This is a genomic window from Pseudomonas sp. Leaf127 (assembly GCF_001423155.1).
GTDB lineage: Bacteria > Pseudomonadota > Gammaproteobacteria > Pseudomonadales > Pseudomonadaceae > Aquipseudomonas > Aquipseudomonas ovata.
The window spans coordinates 465,646-480,012 of record NZ_LMOA01000022.1 but is presented as its reverse complement, the minus strand read 5'-3'; the positions used below and the strand labels follow the sequence as shown (position 1 = coordinate 480,012).

Annotated in this window: 15 protein-coding genes; 5 read left to right on the top strand and 10 right to left on the bottom strand. The window is 61.9% G+C overall.

Annotation, left to right across the window (positions count from 1 at the left end; all coding sequences use genetic code 11):
• Positions 1-30: 30 nt before the first annotated feature.
• The 3 genes from dgcA to ASF84_RS20045 form a co-directional block, all read right to left on the bottom strand.
• Positions 31-2,091 (bottom strand): dimethylglycine demethylation protein DgcA, encoded by a 2,061-nt coding sequence (gene dgcA / locus ASF84_RS20055; RefSeq protein ID WP_056840592.1) that lies wholly within the window; start codon positions 2,089-2,091, stop codon positions 31-33.
• A gap of 117 nt (positions 2,092-2,208) precedes the next feature.
• The gene (locus tag ASF84_RS20050; RefSeq protein WP_056840591.1) at positions 2,209-2,739 is read right to left on the bottom strand and encodes a DUF5943 domain-containing protein; all 531 of its coding nucleotides are present in this window, start codon (positions 2,737-2,739) and stop codon (positions 2,209-2,211) included.
• A gap of 82 nt (positions 2,740-2,821) precedes the next feature.
• Positions 2,822-3,799 (bottom strand): dipeptidase, encoded by a 978-nt coding sequence (locus tag ASF84_RS20045; protein ID WP_056840590.1) that lies wholly within the window; start codon positions 3,797-3,799, stop codon positions 2,822-2,824.
• Between the two features lie 227 nt (positions 3,800-4,026).
• On the opposite strand from ASF84_RS20045, the gene ASF84_RS20040 reads away from it, so the two are divergent.
• The 4 genes from ASF84_RS20040 to ASF84_RS20025 all read left to right on the top strand — a co-directional run bounded on the left by ASF84_RS20040 (position 4,027) and on the right by ASF84_RS20025 (position 6,609).
• Positions 4,027-4,437, top strand: a complete 411-nt coding sequence (locus tag ASF84_RS20040) for a lysozyme inhibitor LprI family protein (RefSeq protein WP_056840589.1) — start codon at positions 4,027-4,029, stop codon at positions 4,435-4,437.
• 55 nt (positions 4,438-4,492) lie between these two features.
• Positions 4,493-4,912, top strand: a complete 420-nt coding sequence (locus ASF84_RS20035; protein WP_056840588.1) for a DUF3010 family protein — start codon at positions 4,493-4,495, stop codon at positions 4,910-4,912.
• Between the two features lie 239 nt (positions 4,913-5,151).
• The gene (locus ASF84_RS20030) at positions 5,152-6,132 is read left to right on the top strand and encodes an alpha/beta fold hydrolase (protein ID WP_056840587.1); all 981 of its coding nucleotides are present in this window, start codon (positions 5,152-5,154) and stop codon (positions 6,130-6,132) included.
• Positions 6,133-6,162: 30 nt separating this feature from the next.
• Positions 6,163-6,609, top strand: coding sequence for a RidA family protein (locus ASF84_RS20025; RefSeq protein WP_056840586.1), 447 nt, complete (start codon positions 6,163-6,165; stop codon positions 6,607-6,609).
• Positions 6,610-6,722: 113 nt separating this feature from the next.
• On the opposite strand, the gene fba is transcribed toward ASF84_RS20025, so the two are convergent.
• The 7 genes from fba to tkt all read right to left on the bottom strand — a co-directional run bounded on the left by fba (position 6,723) and on the right by tkt (position 13,096).
• Positions 6,723-7,787, bottom strand: a complete 1,065-nt coding sequence (fba, locus tag ASF84_RS20020; RefSeq protein ID WP_056840585.1) for a class II fructose-bisphosphate aldolase — start codon at positions 7,785-7,787, stop codon at positions 6,723-6,725.
• 116 nt (positions 7,788-7,903) lie between these two features.
• Complete coding sequence (locus tag ASF84_RS20015) at positions 7,904-8,230, bottom strand: MliC family protein (protein WP_056840584.1); 327 nt, start codon at positions 8,228-8,230, stop codon at positions 7,904-7,906.
• Between the two features lie 31 nt (positions 8,231-8,261).
• Complete coding sequence (locus ASF84_RS20010; RefSeq protein ID WP_056840583.1) at positions 8,262-8,456, bottom strand: hypothetical protein; 195 nt, start codon at positions 8,454-8,456, stop codon at positions 8,262-8,264.
• A 74-nt stretch (positions 8,457-8,530) separates the two neighbouring features.
• A complete protein-coding gene (locus ASF84_RS20005) occupies positions 8,531-8,761 on the bottom strand; it encodes a hypothetical protein (RefSeq protein WP_056840582.1) in 231 nt (76 codons plus the stop codon).
• 24 nt (positions 8,762-8,785) lie between these two features.
• Complete coding sequence (locus ASF84_RS20000) at positions 8,786-9,952, bottom strand: phosphoglycerate kinase (protein ID WP_056840581.1); 1,167 nt, start codon at positions 9,950-9,952, stop codon at positions 8,786-8,788.
• Positions 9,953-9,967: 15 nt separating this feature from the next.
• Entirely contained in the window at positions 9,968-11,017 is a 1,050-nt protein-coding gene (epd, locus tag ASF84_RS19995) for an erythrose-4-phosphate dehydrogenase (RefSeq protein ID WP_056840580.1), read from the bottom strand.
• An 81-nt stretch (positions 11,018-11,098) separates the two neighbouring features.
• Entirely contained in the window at positions 11,099-13,096 is a 1,998-nt protein-coding gene (tkt, locus tag ASF84_RS19990; protein WP_056840579.1) for a transketolase, read from the bottom strand.
• 256 nt (positions 13,097-13,352) lie between these two features.
• Here tkt and ASF84_RS19985 point away from each other — a divergent pair, with 256 nt between their 5' ends.
• Positions 13,353-14,366, top strand: a complete 1,014-nt coding sequence (locus ASF84_RS19985; protein ID WP_056840578.1) for an ArsR/SmtB family transcription factor — start codon at positions 13,353-13,355, stop codon at positions 14,364-14,366.
• Position 14,367 lies beyond the last annotated feature (1 nt).

Here is a 14,367-nt window from a genome sequence, read left to right as displayed (position 1 = left end):
CAAGCGCGCTCCTACAGAAGGTGGTGGCCGTCAGAAATCCTTGCAGAGCCGCAGCCCGTCGTAGATCGCCGCATGGACGTTGCGTTGCGCCACGCAGTCGCCGATCCGGTACAGCAGGTAGCCGTCACCCGGTTGGCTGAGCATCGGCTGTGGCTGGATGGCGTACAGGGCTTCGATGTCGATCTGGCCCTTGTTGCGCGAACCTTCCTTGAGCGCGTAGTAGATCGCCTCGTCGGGACGCACACCGTTCTCCACCACCACCTGGTCGACTACCCGCTCCTCCTTGGCCCCGGTGTATTCGTTTTCCAGCACGGCAATCAGCTTGTCGCCTTCGCGGTAGACCTTCTCCAGCATCATGTCCCCGGTCATGATCACTTCCTTGGGGTACATGCTGCGGTAGTAGGTCGGGAAGGTCGTGCCGCCCATCGCCACGCCCGGTTTGATGTCGTCGGTGACAATCTCGACCTGGCAACCCTTGTCGGCGAGGAAATCCGCAGCCGACATGCCGGTGAATTCGCAGATGGTGTCGTAGACCAGCACGTTCTTGCCCGGCGCCACCTTGCCGTCGAGGATGTCCCAGCTGCTGACGATCAGCCCTTCGGCTGCGCCCCAGTGCTCGTTCTGCTCGACGAACGGATGACCGCCCACCGCCAGCACCACGATGTCCGGGCGCAGGTCGAGGATGGTCGCGGCATCGGCAGCGGTGCCCAGGCGCAGGTCGACTTTCAGGCGCGCCAGCTCCAGTTGGTACCAGCGGGTGATACCGGCGATCTGGTCGCGCTGCGGTGCCTTGGAGGCCGTGGTGATCTGCCCGCCGATGGCGTCTTTCTTTTCGAACAGGGTCACGTCATGGCCACGCTCGGCCGCCACCCGTGCCGCTTCCATGCCGGCAGGACCGGCCCCGACCACCACCACCTTGCGTCTGGGGCCGGTGGATTTCTCGATGATGTGCGGCACGCCCATGTATTCGCGGGACGTGGCGGCGTTCTGGATGCACAGCACGTCCAGGCCCTGGTACTGGCGGTCGATGCAATAGTTGGCACCGACGCACTGCTTGATCTGGTCGATCTGGCCCATCTTGATCTTGGCGATCAGGTGCGGGTCGGCCATGTGCGCACGGGTCATGCCGACCATGTCGACATAGCCGCCTTCCAGGATCCGCGTAGCCTGGTTCGGATCCTTGATGTTCTGTGCGTGCAGCACAGGGATCTTGACCACTTCCTTGATACCGGCGGCCAGGTGCAGGAACGGCTCCGGTGGATAACTCATGTTCGGGATGACGTTGGCCAGGGTGTTGTGCGTATCGCACCCCGAGCCGATCACGCCGAAGAAGTCCAGCAGGCCGGTGTCGTCGTAGTACTTGGCAATCTGCTTCATGTCGTCGTGGGACAGGCCATCGGGGTGGAACTCGTCACCACAGATGCGCATGCCCACGCAGAAGTCGCGACCGACTTCGGCGCGCACGGCCTTGAGCACTTCCATGCCGAACTTCATGCGGCCTTCGAAGCTGCCGCCCCATTCGTCGGTGCGCTTGTTGACCCGCGGGCTCCAGAACTGGTCGATCATGTGCTGGTGCACGGCCGACAGCTCGATGCCGTCCAGCCCGCCTTCCATCGCCCGGCGCGCGGCCTGGGCGTAGTTGCCGATGATGCGCCAGATTTCCTCGGGCTCGATGGTCTTGCAGGTGGCACGGTGCACCGGCTCGCGAATGCCCGACGGCGACATCAGGGTCGGCCAGTGATCACCGTCCCAGCGCGAGCGACGGCCCATGTGGGTAATCTGGATCATGATCTTGGCACCATGCTTGTGCATGGCGTCGGCCAGGTTCTGGAAATGCGGGATGATCCGGTCGGTGGCCAGGTTGACCGACTTCCACCAGCTTTGCGGGCTGTCGATGGCGACCACGGACGAGCCGCCACAGATGGCCAGGCCAATGCCGCCCTTGGCCTTCTCTTCGTAGTACTTCACGTAACGGTCGGTGGTCATGCCGCCGTCGGTGGCATACACCTCGGCGTGGGCAGTACTGAGTACACGGTTACGGATGGTCAGTTTGCCGATCTGGATCGGCTGGAACATCGCTTCAAAAGCCATTTCCAAAACTCCTCAAGGCGAAAGCGGGTGGCGTACGCTCGGTCTAATGGTGCGCAGCCGGCCCAGGCCGGCTGCGCGTTGCCAGAGCGTTACGCGCGGTGCTTTCCAACGGCGCGGTTAAAGTGGTTTGACGACGAACAGACCATCGTCATGGCCCTCTTCAGAGCCTCCGTAAACCTGCTCGGCCACGGTACGGATCGCGCTGCCGCGTGCGGCCAGGATCTGGTCCATGGCACCGGCGAACCAGCCGGTGAACATGTAGTCGACCTTGCGCCCGACCTTGCCGTACACGTACACGAACGCCGAATGCTCGAGCGTGACGCTGGCGGTGCCCTTGTCCAGGTCGATGTCCTGGATCTTGAACAGGCCCCAGCCGCGCTGCGACAGGCGCTTCATGTAGTGCTCGAACACCGCGACACCTTCCAGGCCATGACACTCGGCCTCTTTCTCGCACCAGTGCCAGGCTGACTTGTAGCCGGCCTTGTAGAGGATCTCGGCATAGGCGTCAGCGCCCAGCACTTCCTCGATACCGATGTGGTTGTTGACGAAGAAGTGACGCGGGACGTACAGCATCGGCAGGGCGTCGGACGTCCAGATACCGGTTTCGCTGTCGACTTCGATAGGCAGTTGCGGGGCGATCTTGGCCATGAAACGTGACTCCGGAAAAATTCTTGTGATGAGGCAGACCGTTGCCTGCCTTGAAATAGAAGGTGTCAGCGACGCGGGTGGGTTATTCCCCCCAGACATCACCCAGAACACGAACCCAGTTCTCGCCCATGATCTTGCGCACCACGCTTTCGGAGTGGCCGCGCTTGAGCAGGGTCTCGGTCAGGTTCGGGAATTCGCCCACGGTGCGGATGCCCAGCGGGTTGATGATCTTGCCGAAGCTGGTCAGGCGCCGGGCGTAGCCCTTGTCGTGCGTCAGGTATTCGAAGAATTCCTGGCCATGGCCTTGGGTGAAGTCGGTGCCGATGCCGATGGCGTCTTCGCCGACGATGTTCATGGTGTACTCGATGGCCTCGGCGTAGTCGTCGATGGTCGAGTCGATGCCCTTGGCCAGGAAAGGCGCAAACATGGTGACGCCGACGAAACCGCCGTGGTCGGCGATGAACTTGAGTTCTTCATCGGACTTGTTGCGCGGGTGTTCCTTGAGCCCCGACGGCAGGCAGTGGGAGTAGCAGACCGGCTTTTTCGATTCGAGGATGACTTCCTCGCTGGTTTTGGAGCCGACGTGGGACAGGTCGCACATGACGCCGACGCGGTTCATCTCGGCGACGATCTCGCGGCCGAAGCCCGACAGGCCGCCGTCGCGCTCGTAGCAGCCGGTACCGACCAGGTTCTGGGTGTTGTAGCACATCTGCACGATGCCCACGCCGAGCTTCTTGAAGATCTCGACATAGCCGATCTGGTCTTCGAAGGCATGGGCATTCTGGAAGCCGAACAGGATGCCGGTCTTGCCCAGTTCCTTGGCCTTGCGGATGTCGGCAGTGGTCTGCACCGGCATCACCAGGTCGCTGTTTTCGCGCATCAGCTTCATGCTGGCGCTGATGCTGTTGACGGTGGCCTGGAAACCTTCCCACACCGACACCGTGCAGTTGGCCATGGTCAGGCCGCCCTTGCGCATGTCTTCAAACAGCTCGCGATTCCACTTGGCGATGATCAGCCCGTCAATAACGATGCTGTCGGCGTGAAGTTCGGCTGGGCTCATCAGGCGTCCCCTTTATAGGTGCTGGTGCGCCAAATCGACTGTCGGCGCTATTGGGGCCAGCATATGCCGCAGGCTCGGGAAAGCCGGATGCAAAAACGACAGGGGAATTGCCGAAAGCGTCAATCCGCGACAAAGGGTAGGGCACAACCCTCCAGCGGCATGTCAAACCTGTTCATTGTCATGCGCTTGAGCCAGAATTCAGCGCATCAACGGATCGGAGCGAGTAGATGAAAACCTTTTTCCTGGGACTGGCGCTGACAAGTGCCCTGGCAAGCAATGCCTGGGCTGCACAGGATCCTGAAACATCCCCTTGCGATGGCGTCGACAGCGATAACCAGACCCTGGAGTGCTCCATCTACAGCCGTGAGACCGCCGAGGCGCTGCTCAAGGAAAACTTCCAGAACCTGCTCAACCGGGTGCAGTCGCAATTCGTCGCCAACAAGACCCAGTTCAACGACTTCACCAGCAAGCTCAAGACCGCCCACCAGGCCTGGGAAAAGCTGCGTGACGCCGATTGCGCCGTGGAGGTCTTCCCGTCGGCCGCCGGCAGCAAGGCGTTCAGGATCAGCGAAAACGACTGCATCGCGCGCATGAGTGACGAGCGCTCGGAGTACCTGGAGTCGATCGCTCAGGAATAATCCGCCTCTCAATGCGCTACCCTGTGACTTTTCGACTCAAGACACAGGGCATTACATGATTATTTGCGGCGTGGAAATCAAAGGCAGCGAAGCCATCTTTGCCTTGGCGACACGGCAGAACGACAGCATCGGCCACCTGCCCCTGGCAACCCGCAAACTGGCGCTGGCCGACGATGACGAGGCGGCCAACGTCAAGGCCTTTGCCACACAGATCGCCGCCTTCGTGCGCGAAAACGGCATCAGCCATATCGTCATCAAGAAGCGCAGCAAGAAAGGCGAATTCGCCGGCGGCCCGACCACGTTCAAGATCGAGACCGTGTTTCAGTTGTTGCCTGATTGCGAGGTGACCCTGTTGTCGCCCCAGACGATTAACGCTGCAAACAAAAAACACACTTTCGACCTGCCTGAATCGCTGAATAAATATCAGCACGAAGCCTACAAGGCCGCCTGCGCAGCGCTGGTCAAAATCCAGTAGAACGCCTCTGGCACGCCGCATTGATGGCGCTGCCCGTTGCCGGGCAGCGCGGCAGGCCACCTACATGCGAATCATCAAGTAACGCGCTTGAAAGTCTTGCAATACAGGCGGCTTTGCAATCGGCCGATTAACGCCCTACTAATTGCCCTGCACTTTCGCCTGCCTTCGTAACTTGATAACGCATGAACATTCCCCTTCGTCTCTGTCACAGGCCACTGTTATTAGTGGCCTGCACACTCATGGCAATGTCCACGTCTGCACAGGCCACCACGGCCGATGAACTATCCAACCGCAGCCCGGAACTTGAAACATTCAATTACCATTACAAGGTTTATTACCACGCGCTCAGCTCACAGCGCCAGAACATGCACATGGCCTACGTCGATGTGCCACCCAACCCGAACAGCCAGCCGAAAAACCGCACTGTCGTGTTGATGCACGGCAAGTTGTTCTGTGCCGACACCTGGACCGACACGATCAAGACCCTGAGCGATGACGGCTACCGGGTCATTGCCCCGGACCAGATCGGGTTCTGCAAGTCCAGCAAGCCCGAACGCTACCAGTACAGCTTCCAGCAACTGGCCAGTAATACCCATGAACTGCTGCAAGCTCTGGGCATCAGCCGCAGCACAATCATCGGTCACTCCATGGGCGGCATGCTGGCTGCCCGCTATGCACTGATGTACCCCGAGGCCACCGAACAACTGGCGCTGATCAATCCGCTTGGCCTTGAGGACTGGAAGGCGCTTGGCGTTCCTTACAAAGGCATCGACAGTTACTTCGAGGATGAACTGGGCTTCAGTGCCACGGCACTCAAGGACTATCAACGCCGCGTGCATTACAACGGCGAATGGCGCCCCGAGTTTGATCGCTGGATCGAGATGCAGGAAAAACTGTTCAGTGGCCCGCACCGGACAATGATGGCTTACCACGCCGCCCTGACCTACGACATGATTTATAACGAACCGGTCGTTCACGAGTTCGAGTATCTGAAAGTGCCCACCACGCTGTTTATCGGCCTGACCGATAAAACCGCCATTGGTCATGGCGCATCGCCTGCCGTAATGGCCACGCTGGCCAACTATGCCGAACTGGGCAAGTCGGCTGCCAGGCGTATTCCCGAGGCGACCCTGATCGAGTTCGAAACGCTCGGACATTCGCCGCACTTGCAGGCCCCGCAGCAGTTTTATCCGGCCTTGCTTAAAGCCCTCAAACCCTGAATATCACCCTCTGACAAGGAGTTCATCCCCATGAAAAAAAGCACCTGGGTGCTTTCGCTTTGCGCTTCATTGACCGCCTTTGCCGCCGTCGCCGACAGTCATCAACCGGTTGAGATCCTCAACTTCAGCCAGAACGACACCTACCCCTTTTCCAGCGCCGCCCGGGTCGGCAACCTGCTGTTCATGTCTGGCCAACTGGGCGTCGTCCCCGGCCAGAATGGCCTGGTGCCGGGGGGCATCGAGGCCGAGACCCGGCAAGTCATGGCCAATATCAAGCGCACGACCGAAGCCAGCGGCTTTCAGATGAACAACATCGTCAAGTGCACGGCCTTTCTGGCGGACATGGCCGAGTTTGCGGCCTTCAACGCACAGTACCGTACCGCGTTCAGCAAGCCCTTCCCGGCCCGCAGCACCGTGGCCGTCAAGGGCCTGGCCCTTGATGCACGGGTGGAAGTGGAGTGCATTGCGGCCAGATAGCGCAGTGAGCGCCCAAGGCTGCCTGGCCAGCCGCTGCACAGTCTGGCCCAATGCACCCTGCCCCATGAAAAAACCCGCGCAAGCGCGGGTTTTTTCATTCAGCCGAGCAACATTCAGTTGATCTTGGCATCCAGCTCGCCACGGGCGTAGCGCTCGAACATACGGTCCAGGGAGACCGGCTTGATCTTCGAGGCATTGCCGGCCGTGCCGAACGCTTCGTAACGGGCGATGCACACGTCACGCATGGCCACGACGGTCTTGGCCAGGTATTTACGCGGGTCGAACTCGGCCGGGTGCTTGGCCAGGAACTCACGGATGGCGCCGGTGGAAGCCAGGCGCAGGTCGGTGTCGATGTTGACCTTGCGTACGCCGTGCTTGATGCCCTCGACGATTTCTTCGACCGGCACGCCGTAGGTCTCTTTGATGTCGCCGCCGTATTCGTTGATGATTTTCAGCCACTCTTGCGGCACCGACGAGGAGCCGTGCATCACCAGGTGGGTGTTGGGGATGCGCTTGTGGATGGCCTTGATCTGCTCGATGGCCAGGATGTCACCGGTCGGCGGCTTGGTGAACTTGTAGGCACCGTGGCTGGTGCCGATGGCGATGGCCAGGGCATCGACCTGGGTGCGCTTGACGAAGTCAGCGGCTTCTTCCGGGTCGGTCAGCATCTGGCTGTGATCCAGCACGCCTTCGGCGCCTACGCCGTCTTCTTCACCGGCCAGGCCGGTTTCCAGCGAACCCAGCACGCCCAGCTCACCTTCTACCGACACGCCGCAGGCGTGGGCGAAGGCGACGACGCGACGGGTTACATCGACGTTGTAGTCGTAGCTGGCGGGGGTCTTGCCGTCTTCACCCAGCGAGCCGTCCATCATCACCGAGCTGAAGCCCAGCTGGATCGAGCGCTGGCAGATGTCCGGGCTGGTGCCGTGGTCCTGGTGCATGACCACCGGGATGTGCGGGAATTCTTCGATCGCCGCCAGGATCAGGTGGCGCAGGAACGGGGCACCGGCGTATTTACGGGCGCCGGCCGAGGCCTGAACGATCACCGGAGAGTCGGTCTTGTCGGCCGCTTCCATAATGGCGCGCATCTGTTCCAGGTTGTTTACGTTGAAAGCTGGAACGCCATAGCCAAATTCGGCGGCGTGGTCCAACATCTGGCGCATGCTGATAAGTGCCATTGTCTGTTTCTCTCCCGATCGGGTCGTTAATCGTGCGAGCCTGCCCCAGTGGCGGCTGCTATTCAAGTCATGGGCGCAGGCATTGCGAAATCACCTGCGCCTGGCCGTGCTGCAGTTTATCTGACCTTGCAGCCGCGACCGATCAAATCATTGGTGACGGTCCAGTAGACCAGCCCGTCGTCGCCGTTACGGGCGAACGAGAGTACGCCATTACCATACAGCTCACCGGTCGCGCCGGGCTCGGCTTGCAGGCGGTACACCTGGTCGCTCTGGTTCAGGCGCACATCAACGGCCTTGTGGGCCGCATCGGCGTAGCGCCAGTTGACCTCGGCCTTGCTGTCGCAGACCCAGCGGGTCCACGGGTCGACCTGTTGCGCCGCCGGCTTGAAGACGGAGCAACCGCCCAGCAAGACCAGTGCGCCAAGAGCCATAACGCCTTTCATTCACTCTCCTGGCCTGCCCCGCCTGATGGCATCAAGGGCAGTGCTGTTCGTTTTTACCATCGTCAGACGGCTCGCCCGTGGCCTGGGCTTCGACGCGCTGACTGTTCTCGGTGGTCGGCACGGTGACCGCTGCCGGGCTGAACACTTCGCAGGCCCGGTTGGTCCCCGAACCGCTGCAACCGGCCAGCACAGCGCAACTCAACAGCATCACGGCGGCGATTTTCATGGCAACACTCCTTTGCATTAAAAGATATTCACCTTTAATGACCGCCATGACGCCTGGATGTTGCCTGTACCGTATCAGCGACAGCCGACATTGCCGATCCGTGGCATGAAGTCGTAGCGGTCCCAGAACGCCTGGCCGCTGCGCTTGTCCACCACCTGAATCGTTTCGGCTTGCCAGCGCGCCTGATAGCAGCTCAGTTGCACGGGCGCGGCCTGATCCTGGTCCTGCACTTCATCGGCTGCAGGCGTGCCGGCGCAACCGCACAGCACCCCCGCCATCAGCAACACCGGCAAGACCCTGACCATACCTGACACCTCGAACACAGCGGTTTACTGCGCCTTGGCGCGTTGCTCAAGCATTTCGACCGCCGGCAGGACCTTGCCTTCGACGAACTCGAGGAACGCACCGCCGCCAGTGGAAATGTAAGAAATCTGCGCACCGACGCCATACTTGTCGATGGCCGCCAACGTGTCACCGCCACCGGCGATGGAGAACGCATCGCTCTCGGCAATCGCCTTGGCCAGTACCTGGGTGCCGTTACCGAACTGGTCGAATTCAAACACGCCGACCGGGCCGTTCCACAGGATAGTCTTCGAAGATTTCAGCAATTGGGCGAACTGCTCGGCGGTCTGCGGGCCGATATCGAGGATCATGTCGTCCTCGGCCACATCGGCAATCAGCTTGACGGTCGCTTCGGCGTCTTCGGCAAAGGCCTTGGCCACCACCACGTCGACCGGCAGCGGCACACTGACCTTGGCAGCGATGGCGCGGGCGGTGTCGAGCAGATCCGGCTCGTACAGCGACTTGCCGACCGGGTGACCGGCAGCGGCCAGGAAGGTGTTGGCAATGCCGCCGCCGACGATCAACTGATCGCAGATCGTGCTCAGGCTATTGAGCACGTCGAGCTTGGTCGACACCTTGGAACCGGCCACGATGGCCGCCATCGGCTTGGCCGGTGCACCCAGCGCCTTGCCCAGCGCGTCCAGCTCGGCGGCCAGCAGCGGGCCGGCCGCAGCGACCTTGGCAAATTTGGCCACGCCGTGGGTCGAACCCTCGGCACGGTGAGCGGTGCCGAAGGCGTCCATCACGAACACGTCGCACAAGGCGGCGTATTTCTGTGCCAGCTCGTCGGTGTTCTTTTTCTCGCCCTTGTTGAAGCGCACGTTTTCGAACAGGACCACGTCGCCGGCCTTGACCTCGACGCCGTCCAGGTAATCGGCGACCAGCGCCACGTCACGGCCCAGCGCCTTGCTCAGGTAGTCGGCGACCGGCTTGAGGCTGTTCTCGGCCGAGAATTCGCCTTCCACCGGACGACCCAGGTGCGAGCAGACCATGACCGCCGCGCCCTTCTCCAGCGCCAGCTTGATGGTCGGCAGGGAGGCGAGAATCCGCGCATCGCTGCTGACAGCGCCATCCTTGATCGGCACGTTAAGGTCTTCGCGGATCAGTACACGCTTTCCTTGCAGATCAAGGTCGGTCATTTTCAACACGGTCATGAGGCGTTCCTGTCTTTACTGTTGTGGGTGTGCAACGTGCAGGAAATGGCCTGCAACGTCGAGCATACGGTTGGCAAAACCCCATTCGTTATCGAACCAGGCCAGCACGTTCACCAGCCTGGGGCCGGACACGCGGGTCTGACTCGCATCGACGATCGCCGAATGAGGGTCATGGTTGAAATCGCAACTGGCATGCGGCAATTCGGTGTAGGCCAGCAAGCCCTTGAGCGGCCCGACACTGGCCGCCTCGCGCAGGATCCGGTTGATCTCGACGGCGTCGGTATCACGCGCCGTCTGCACGATGATGTCCAGGCACGAGACATTGACCGTCGGCACCCGCACCGCTTTGGCCTGAATCCGGCCGGCAAGTTCCGGCAGCAGGCGTTCGATGCCGCGTGCCAGCCCTGTAGACACCGGGATGATCGACTGGAAGGCCGAGCGCGTGCGGCGCAGGTCTTCATGGTGATAGGCGTCGATCACCGGCTGGTCGTTCATCGCCGAGTGAATCGTGGTGATGGTGACATAGTCCAGGCCCAGCGCCTGATCCAGCAGGCGCAGCAACGGCACACTGCAGTTGGTGGTGCACGAGGCCGCCGAGACCAGCAGCTCGCGACCGCTCAGGTCCTGCTGGTTGATGCCGTACACGATGGTCGCGTCGACGTCCGCCTCGCTGGCCATCGGCTGGGAAAACAGCACCCGCGGCGCACCCGCATCAAGAAAGCGCTGGCCGTCGGCACGGGTGTTGTAGACGCCGGAGCACTCCAGCACCAGGTCGACTTCCAGGGCAGCCCAGTCGATGCCTTCGGGCGTCGCGCTGCGCAGCACACGGATGCGGTGGTCATTGATGTGCAGGTAATCGCCTTCGACCCGCACATGGCCAGGAAAGCGGCCATGGGTGGAATCGAAGCGCGTCAGGTATTCGAGACTGGCCATGTCGGCCAGGTCGTTGATGGCCACGACCTCGAACCCCGCCGTTGCACCGCGTTCGCACAAGGCGCGAACGACACAGCGGCCAATGCGGCCGTAGCCGTTCAGTGCAACTTTATAAGGGCGGGGCTGGGGCATGGATTTCTCGCAGGTGGATACTGCAGGAACGCGCCTGGCCTGGGCCAGGCGCATTCCTGCAGCGGAGCACGCGGTTGTGGCTTAGTCTTCGAGCAGTTCTTCGGCGGTGCCCAGGATGTTTTCCAGGGTAAAACCGAACTCTTCGAACAGGGCGGCGGCCGGCGCCGACTCACCGAAGGTGGTCATGCCGATCACGCGGCCTTCCAGGCCCACGTACTTGTACCAGTAGTCGGCATGCGCCGCCTCGATGGCGATGCGTGCGCTGACTTGCAGCGGCAGCACGGACTGCTTGTAGCCGGCGTCCTGGGACTCGAACACGCTGGTGCACGGCATCGACACCACACGCACCTGACGACCCTGCGCGGTCAGTGCGTCGTAGGCCTGAACGGCCAGGCCGACTTCGGAGCCGGTGGCGATCAGGATCAGTTCCGGCTCGCCGACGCTGTCGCGCAGCACGTAGCCGCCACGGGCGATATTGGCCAGTTGCGCCGCATCGCGCGCCTGGTGCGTCAGGTTCTGGCGCGAGAACACCAAAGCCGACGGGCCGTCGTTGCGCTCCAGGGCATATTTCCACGACACGGCCGATTCCACGGCATCGGCCGGGCGCCAGGTGTCCAGGTTCGGTGTGGTGCGCAGGCTGGCGAGTTGCTCGATCGGCTGGTGGGTCGGACCGTCTTCGCCCAGACCGATGGAGTCGTGGGTGAACACGTGGATCACGCGCTGCTTCATCAGCGCGCCCATGCGCACGGCGTTGCGGGCGTATTCCATGAAGATCAGGAAGGTCGCGCCGTACGGCACGAAGCCACCATGCAGGGCGATACCGTTCATGATTGCGCCCTGGCCGAACTCACGCACACCGTAGTGCAGGTAGTTGCCGTTGGCGTCTTCGCCGGTGATGCTCTTGCAGCCTTTCCAGATGGTCAGGTTGGAACCAGCCAGGTCGGCCGAGCCGCCCAGCAGCTCAGGCAGCAGCGGGCCGAAGGCGCCCAGCGCGTTCTGGCTGGCCTTGCGGCTGGCGATGGTCTCGCCCTTGGTGTTGACTTCGGCCACGTAGGCGGCGGACTTTTCGGCGAAATCGGCCGGCAGCTCGCCGCTCATGCGACGGATGAAATCGTTGGCCAGTTCAGGGAAGGCAGCGGAGTACGCAGCGAAGCGCTGGTCCCACTCGGCTTCGGCGGCCAGGCCTTTTTCCTTGGCGTTCCATTGCTCGTAGAGGTCGGCCGGGATCTCGAACGGGCCGTGGGTCCACTTCAGCGCGGCACGGGTCAAGGCGATCTCGTCGGCGCCCAGTGGCGCGCCGTGGGACTCTTCCTTGCCGGACTTGTTCGGTGAGCCGAAGCCGATGGTGGTCTTGCAGCAGATCAGGGTCGGCTGGGCGCTTTTGCGCGCTGTCTCGATGGCGGTCTTGATCTCGTCGGCGTCGTGGCCGTCGACATTGCGGATCACCTGCCAGTTGTACGACTCGAAACGCTTGGGGGTGTCGTCGGTGAACCAGCCCTCGACTTCGCCGTCGATGGAGATGCCGTTGTCATCGTAGAAAGCGATCAGCTTGCCCAGGCCCAGGGTGCCAGCCAGGGAAGCGACTTCGTGGGAAATGCCTTCCATCATGCAGCCGTCGCCCATGAACACATAGGTGTTGTGGTCGACGATGTCATGGCCTGGACGGTTGAACTGCGCCGCCAGGGTCTTTTCGGCAATGGCGAAGCCCACGGCGTTGGCAAATCCCTGGCCCAGCGGGCCGGTGGTGGTTTCGACGCCCGGGGTGTAGCCGAACTCCGGGTGGCCCGGGGTGCGGCTGTGCAGCTGGCGGAAGTTCTTCAGGTCGTCGATGGACAGGTCGTAGCCGGTCAGGTGCAGCAACGAGTAGATGAGCATCGAACCGTGGCCGTTTGACAGCACGAAGCGGTCGCGGTCGGCGAACGACGGGTTGGCCGGGTTATGCTTGAGAAAATCGTGCCACAGGACTTCGGCGATATCCGCCATCCCCATGGGGGCCCCTGGGTGGCCGCTGTTGGCTTTTTGCACGGCATCCATGCTCAGGGCACGAATGGCGTTGGCACGCTCACGACGGCTAGGCATCGCTGATCTCCTGGAGGGTAAGAAATGGGATCGGAAAAAGGCGGTCATTTTCCCTCAGCGACTGGCTGGGGGCAATGAAAGATAGTCGCCCAGGTGCTTTTTTCCTGTCATCCAGGCGTCATTTGCTGTCAGCACCCGATATGCCAGTAACGGCCAGCCCTCTGGACACGCGGCTTCGGCAGCGCACACAGGCAATATCAAAACTTTTTGATATTGATCTTGCGACTTGTCCGGTCGCTGTCTAGACTGCCGCCTCATGAACCTTCGCGTACCTGCAATCAGCCATGACGGCTGCGACGAGTTGTCTGCCCTGTGCAAAGCCGCCGGCGATCCGCTGCGGCTGAACGTTCTGCGCGCCCTGGCCAACGATTCGTTCGGGGTGCTGGAGCTGGCGCAGATCTTCGCCATCGGCCAGTCGGGCATGAGTCATCACCTCAAGGTCCTGGCCCAGGCCGGACTGGTGGCGACGCGTCGCGAAGGCAATGCGATTTTCTATCGTCGCGCCCTGCCCCATGCCCAGGCTGTCGGTGGGCGCCTGCATGCGGCCCTGCTTGAAGAAGTCGACGCATTGCAGTTGCCCGGCGATGCCCAGGCGCGGGTCGATGCGGTGCATCGCCAGCGAGCGGCGGCCAGCCAGGATTTCTTTGCCCGGGTGGCCGACAAGTTCCATGCCCAGCAGGACCTGATCGCCGGCCTTGGCCAGTACCGCGACAGCCTGCTGGCGTTGCTCGACAAGCTGCCGTTCGGCCCTGCGGCCACGGCGCTGGAAGTCGGCCCCGGCGACGGCGGCTTCCTGCCCGACCTGGCGCTGCGCTTTGCCCGGGTCACGGCGATGGACAACAGCCCGGCCATGCTCGAGCTGGCGCGCAAGCGCTGCGAGCACCAGGCGCTGAACAATGTCGAATTGCGCCTGGCCGATGCCTTGAGCGACGCTAAAGTGCAGGTCGATTGCGTCGTATTGAACATGGTGCTTCATCATTTTGCCGCGCCGGCCGATGCCATAAAACAGTTGGCCCTGCACCTGCGTCCAGGCGCCAGCCTGTTGATCACGGACTTGTGCAGCCACGATCAGAGCTGGGCCAGGGAGGCCTGTGGCGATCTCTGGTTGGGCTTTGAACAGGAAGACCTGGCCCATTGGGCCATCGCTGCGGGGCTGGTCCCCGAACAGAGCCTCTACGTGGGCTTACGCAATGGTTTCCAGATCCAGGTTCGCCATTTTCAGCGACCGTCTGGCGACACTTACCCTCGGTTACATTCAGGAAACCCGTAGA

Bases quoted from the DNA above. Each gene is read 5' to 3' on its own strand.
- ASF84_RS20030 (WP_056840587.1), top strand. From the start codon at position 5,152: ATGGCAATGTCCACGTCTGCACAGGCCACCACGGCCGATGAACTATCC.
- epd (WP_056840580.1), bottom strand. From the start codon at position 11,017: ATGCCCCAGCCCCGCCCTTATAAAGTTGCACTGAACGGCTACGGCCGC.
- ASF84_RS20050 (WP_056840591.1), bottom strand. From the start codon at position 2,739: ATGGCCAAGATCGCCCCGCAACTGCCTATCGAAGTCGACAGCGAAACC.
- fba (WP_056840585.1), bottom strand. From the start codon at position 7,787: ATGGCACTTATCAGCATGCGCCAGATGTTGGACCACGCCGCCGAATTT.
- ASF84_RS20005 (WP_056840582.1), bottom strand. From the start codon at position 8,761: ATGGTCAGGGTCTTGCCGGTGTTGCTGATGGCGGGGGTGCTGTGCGGT.
- ASF84_RS20015 (WP_056840584.1), bottom strand. From the start codon at position 8,230: ATGAAAGGCGTTATGGCTCTTGGCGCACTGGTCTTGCTGGGCGGTTGC.
- ASF84_RS20025 (WP_056840586.1), top strand. From the start codon at position 6,163: ATGAAAAAAAGCACCTGGGTGCTTTCGCTTTGCGCTTCATTGACCGCC.
- ASF84_RS20040 (WP_056840589.1), top strand. From the start codon at position 4,027: ATGAAAACCTTTTTCCTGGGACTGGCGCTGACAAGTGCCCTGGCAAGC.
- ASF84_RS20045 (WP_056840590.1), bottom strand. From the start codon at position 3,799: ATGAGCCCAGCCGAACTTCACGCCGACAGCATCGTTATTGACGGGCTG.
- ASF84_RS19985 (WP_056840578.1), top strand. From the start codon at position 13,353: ATGAACCTTCGCGTACCTGCAATCAGCCATGACGGCTGCGACGAGTTG.
- ASF84_RS20010 (WP_056840583.1), bottom strand. From the start codon at position 8,456: ATGAAAATCGCCGCCGTGATGCTGTTGAGTTGCGCTGTGCTGGCCGGT.
- ASF84_RS20035 (WP_056840588.1), top strand. From the start codon at position 4,493: ATGATTATTTGCGGCGTGGAAATCAAAGGCAGCGAAGCCATCTTTGCC.
- dgcA (WP_056840592.1), bottom strand. From the start codon at position 2,091: ATGGCTTTTGAAGCGATGTTCCAGCCGATCCAGATCGGCAAACTGACC.
- ASF84_RS20000 (WP_056840581.1), bottom strand. From the start codon at position 9,952: ATGACCGTGTTGAAAATGACCGACCTTGATCTGCAAGGAAAGCGTGTA.
- tkt (WP_056840579.1), bottom strand. From the start codon at position 13,096: ATGCCTAGCCGTCGTGAGCGTGCCAACGCCATTCGTGCCCTGAGCATG.